This window comes from Streptomyces sp. NPDC052042 (assembly GCF_044548345.1).
GTDB lineage: Bacteria > Actinomycetota > Actinomycetes > Streptomycetales > Streptomycetaceae > Streptomyces.
The window spans coordinates 1-5,237 of the sequence record NZ_JBIUBU010000068.1; the positions used below are offsets into that span (position 1 = coordinate 1).

The 5,237-nt window shown below is 57.2% G+C and carries 2 rRNA genes; both read left to right on the top strand.

Annotated elements, in window-relative coordinates:
• Positions 1–243 precede the first annotated feature (243 nt).
• Positions 244–1,769, top strand: a 16S ribosomal RNA gene (locus tag ACIHCL_RS36785).
• Positions 1,770–2,088: 319 nt separating this feature from the next.
• Positions 2,089–5,214 (top strand): 23S ribosomal RNA (locus ACIHCL_RS36790).
• The 16S and 23S rRNA genes sit together here, the layout of an rRNA operon.
• Positions 5,215–5,237 lie beyond the last annotated feature (23 nt).

Below are 5,237 nucleotides of genomic sequence, written 5' to 3' on the forward strand. Positions count from 1 at the left end.
AAAAGCCCGGAGGAAAGCCTGGACCGGATGGTCGGGGTGAGTACGAAGGAAGCGTCCGTTCCTTGAGAACTCAACAGCGTGCCAAAAGTCAACGCCAGATATGTTGATACCCCGTTCCCGGCCGGGTTTCCGGTGGGGACAGGGTTCCTTTGAAGAAAAACACAGCGAGGATGCTGTGGACCACTGGACTATTCCTCCGGTGGTTCCGGCTCCCGTGTGTGTGAACCGGATGACCGGTAAGCATTCACGGAGAGTTTGATCCTGGCTCAGGACGAACGCTGGCGGCGTGCTTAACACATGCAAGTCGAACGATGAAGCCTTTCGGGGTGGATTAGTGGCGAACGGGTGAGTAACACGTGGGCAATCTGCCCTGCACTCTGGGACAAGCCCTGGAAACGGGGTCTAATACCGGATATGACCATCAGGGGCATCCTTGGTGGTGGAAAGCTCCGGCGGTGCAGGATGAGCTCGCGGCCTATCAGCTTGTTGGTGGGGTGATGGCCTACCAAGGCGACGACGGGTAGCCGGCCTGAGAGGGCGACCGGCCACACTGGGACTGAGACACGGCCCAGACTCCTACGGGAGGCAGCAGTGGGGAATATTGCACAATGGGCGCAAGCCTGATGCAGCGACGCCGCGTGAGGGATGACGGCCTTCGGGTTGTAAACCTCTTTCAGCAGGGAAGAAGCGAGAGTGACGGTACCTGCAGAAGAAGCGCCGGCTAACTACGTGCCAGCAGCCGCGGTAATACGTAGGGCGCAAGCGTTGTCCGGAATTATTGGGCGTAAAGAGCTCGTAGGCGGCTTGTCGCGTCGGTTGTGAAAGCCCGGGGCTTAACCCCGGGTCTGCAGTCGATACGGGCAGGCTAGAGTGTGGTAGGGGAGATCGGAATTCCTGGTGTAGCGGTGAAATGCGCAGATATCAGGAGGAACACCGGTGGCGAAGGCGGATCTCTGGGCCATTACTGACGCTGAGGAGCGAAAGCGTGGGGAGCGAACAGGATTAGATACCCTGGTAGTCCACGCCGTAAACGTTGGGAACTAGGTGTTGGCGACATTCCACGTCGTCGGTGCCGCAGCTAACGCATTAAGTTCCCCGCCTGGGGAGTACGGCCGCAAGGCTAAAACTCAAAGGAATTGACGGGGGCCCGCACAAGCAGCGGAGCATGTGGCTTAATTCGACGCAACGCGAAGAACCTTACCAAGGCTTGACATACACCGGAAAGTGCCAGAGATGGTGCCCCCCTTGTGGTCGGTGTACAGGTGGTGCATGGCTGTCGTCAGCTCGTGTCGTGAGATGTTGGGTTAAGTCCCGCAACGAGCGCAACCCTTGTTCTGTGTTGCCAGCATGCCTTTCGGGGTGATGGGGACTCACAGGAGACTGCCGGGGTCAACTCGGAGGAAGGTGGGGACGACGTCAAGTCATCATGCCCCTTATGTCTTGGGCTGCACACGTGCTACAATGGCCGGTACAATGAGCTGCGATGTCGTGAGGCGGAGCGAATCTCAAAAAGCCGGTCTCAGTTCGGATTGGGGTCTGCAACTCGACCCCATGAAGTCGGAGTTGCTAGTAATCGCAGATCAGCATTGCTGCGGTGAATACGTTCCCGGGCCTTGTACACACCGCCCGTCACGTCACGAAAGTCGGTAACACCCGAAGCCGGTGGCCCAACCCCTTGTGGGAGGGAGCTGTCGAAGGTGGGACTGGCGATTGGGACGAAGTCGTAACAAGGTAGCCGTACCGGAAGGTGCGGCTGGATCACCTCCTTTCTAAGGAGCACTTCTTACCGAGCCTTTCGGGGTGAGGTCAGGGGCCAGTACATCAGCGAACGTCTGGTGCTGGTTGCTCATGGGTGGAACGTTGACTATTCGGCATTTTCAGCTGTTCGGGCTGTTAGTACTGCTCTTCGGGGTGTGGAACGCGGTTTGTGGATGGTTGGGGGTGTCGGGCACGTTGTTGGGTGTCTGAGGGTATGGCCGTGTGGTCGCCTTCAGTTCCGGCCCCGGTGTACTCGTCCTGCTTGTGTGGGGTGGGGTGATGGGTGGCTGGTCGTTGTTTGAGAACTGCACAGTGGACGCGAGCATCTGTGGCCAAGTTTTTAAGGGCGCACGGTGGATGCCTTGGCACCAGGAACCGATGAAGGACGTGGGAGGCCGCGATAGGCCCCGGGGAGCTGTCAACCGAGCTTTGATCCGGGGGTGTCCGAATGGGGAAACCCGGCAGTCGTCATGGGCTGTCACCCGCTGCTGAACACATAGGCAGTGTGGAGGGAACGAGGGGAAGTGAAACATCTCAGTACCCTCAGGAAGAGAAAACAACCGTGATTCCGGGAGTAGTGGCGAGCGAAACTGGATGAGGCTAAACCGTATGCGTGTGATACCCGGCAGGGGTTGCGCATGTGGGGTTGTGGGAGTGTTCTTTCATGGTCTGCCGGCTGTGAGGCGAGTCAGAAACCGTTGGTGTAGACGAAGGACATGCGAAAGGTCCGGCGTAGAGGGTAAGACCCCCGTAGTTGAAACATCAGCGGCTTGCTTGAGCATTTCCCAAGTAGCACGGGGCCCGAGAAATCCCGTGTGAATCTGGCGGGACCACCCGCTAAGCCTAAATATTCCCTGGTGACCGATAGCGGATAGTACCGTGAGGGAATGGTGAAAAGTACCGCGGGAGCGGAGTGAAATAGTACCTGAAACCGTGTGCCTACAAGCCGTGGGAGCGTCGCATGCAGGGCTTTGGTTCTGTGTGTCGTGACTGCGTGCCTTTTGAAGAATGAGCCTGCGAGTTTGCGGTGTGTTGCGAGGTTAACCCGTGTGGGGAAGCCGTAGCGAAAGCGAGTCCGAAGAGGGCGGTTGAGTAGCACGCTCAAGACCCGAAGCGGAGTGATCTAGCCATGGGCAGGTTGAAGCGGAGGTAAGACTTCGTGGAGGACCGAACCCACCAGGGTTGAAAACCTGGGGGATGACCTGTGGTTAGGGGTGAAAGGCCAATCAAACTCCGTGATAGCTGGTTCTCCCCGAAATGCATTTAGGTGCAGCGTCGTGTGTTTCTTGCCGGAGGTAGAGCACTGGATAGGCGATGGGCCCTACCGGGTTACTGACCTTAGCCAAACTCCGAATGCCGGTAAGTGAGAGCGCGGCAGTGAGACTGTGGGGGATAAGCTCCATGGTCGAGAGGGAAACAGCCCAGAGCATCGACTAAGGCCCCTAAGCGTACGCTAAGTGGGAAAGGATGTGGAGTCGCAGAGACAACCAGGAGGTTGGCTTAGAAGCAGCCATCCTTGAAAGAGTGCGTAATAGCTCACTGGTCTAGTGATTCCGCGCCGATAATGTAGCGGGGCTCAAGCGTACCGCCGAAGTCGTGTCAATCCAGCGTGAAGGGCTAACGCCTGTTGGGTTGGGTAGGGGAGCGTCGTGTGCCGGGTGAAGCAGCACTGGAAGGTAGTTGTGGACGGTTCACGAGTGAGAATGCAGGCATGAGTAGCGATACACACGTGAGAAACGTGTGCGCCGATTGACTAAGGGTTCCTGGGTCAAGTTGATCTGCCCAGGGTAAGTCGGGACCTAAGGCGAGGCCGACAGGCGTAGTCGATGGACAACCGGTTGATATTCCGGTACCCGCTTTGGAACGCCCAGTATCGAATCCATTAATGCTAAGTCCGTGAAGCCGGCCTGATCTCTTCGGAGTTGATGGTTGTGGTGGAGCCGATGACCCGAGGTGGTAGTAGGTAAGCGATGGGGTGACGCAGGAAGGTAGTCCAGCCCGGGCGGTGGTTGTCCCGGGGTAAGGGTGTAGGACGCACGGTAGGTAAATCCGTCGTGTATGTGTCTGAGACCTGATGCCGAGCCGATTGTGGTGAAGTGGATGATCCTATGCTGTCGAGAAAAGCCTCTAGCGAGTTTCATGGCGGCCCGTACCCTAAACCGACTCAGGTAGTCAGGTAGAGAATACCGAGGCGTTCGGGTGAACTATGGTTAAGGAACTCGGCAAAATGCCCCCGTAACTTCGGGAGAAGGGGGGCCATTCCTGGTGATCATCTTTTCGGTGTGAGCTGGGGGTGGCCGCAGAGACCAGCGAGAAGCGACTGTTTACTAAAAACACAGGTCCGTGCGAAGCCGTAAGGCGATGTATACGGACTGACGCCTGCCCGGTGCTGGAACGTTAAGGGGACCGGTTAGCCGACTTTCGGGTTGGCGAAGCTGAGAACTTAAGCGCCAGTAAACGGCGGTGGTAACTATAACCATCCTAAGGTAGCGAAATTCCTTGTCGGGTAAGTTCCGACCTGCACGAATGGCGTAACGACTTCTCGGCTGTCTCAACCATAGGCCCGGTGAAATTGCACTACGAGTAAAGATGCTCGTTTCGCGCAGCAGGACGGAAAGACCCCGGGACCTTTACTACAGTTTGATATTGGTGTTCGGTTCGGCTTGTGTAGGATAGGTGGGAGACTTTGAAGCGGCCACGCCAGTGGTTGTGGAGTCGTCGTTGAAATACCACTCTGGTCGTGCTGGATGTCTAACCTGGGTCCGTGATCCGGATCAGGGACAGTGTCTGATGGGTAGTTTAACTGGGGCGGTTGCCTCCTAAAGAGTAACGGAGGCGCCCAAAGGTTCCCTCAGCCTGGTTGGTAATCAGGTGGTGAGTGTAAGTGCACAAGGGAGCTTGACTGTGAGACCGACGGGTCGAGCAGGGACGAAAGTCGGGACTAGTGATCCGGCAGTGGCTTGTGGAAGCGCTGTCGCTCAACGGATAAAAGGTACCCCGGGGATAACAGGCTGATCTTCCCCAAGAGTCCATATCGACGGGATGGTTTGGCACCTCGATGTCGGCTCGTCGCATCCTGGGGCTGGAGTCGGTCCCAAGGGTTGGGCTGTTCGCCCATTAAAGCGGTACGCGAGCTGGGTTTAGAACGTCGTGAGACAGTTCGGTCCCTATCCGCTGTGCGCGTAGGAATATTGAGAAGGGCTGTCCCTAGTACGAGAGGACCGGGACGGACGAACCTCTGGTGTGCCAGTTGTTCTGCCAAGGGCATGGCTGGTTGGCTACGTTCGGGAGGGATAACCGCTGAAAGCATCTAAGCGGGAAGCCTGCTTCGAGATGAGTGTTCCCACCCACTTGATGGGTTAAGGCTCCCAGTAGACGACTGGGTTGATAGGCCGGATGTGGAAGCCTGGTAACGGGTGGAGCTGACTGGTACTAATAGGCCGAGGGCTTGTCCTCAGTTGCTCGCGTCCACTGTGTTG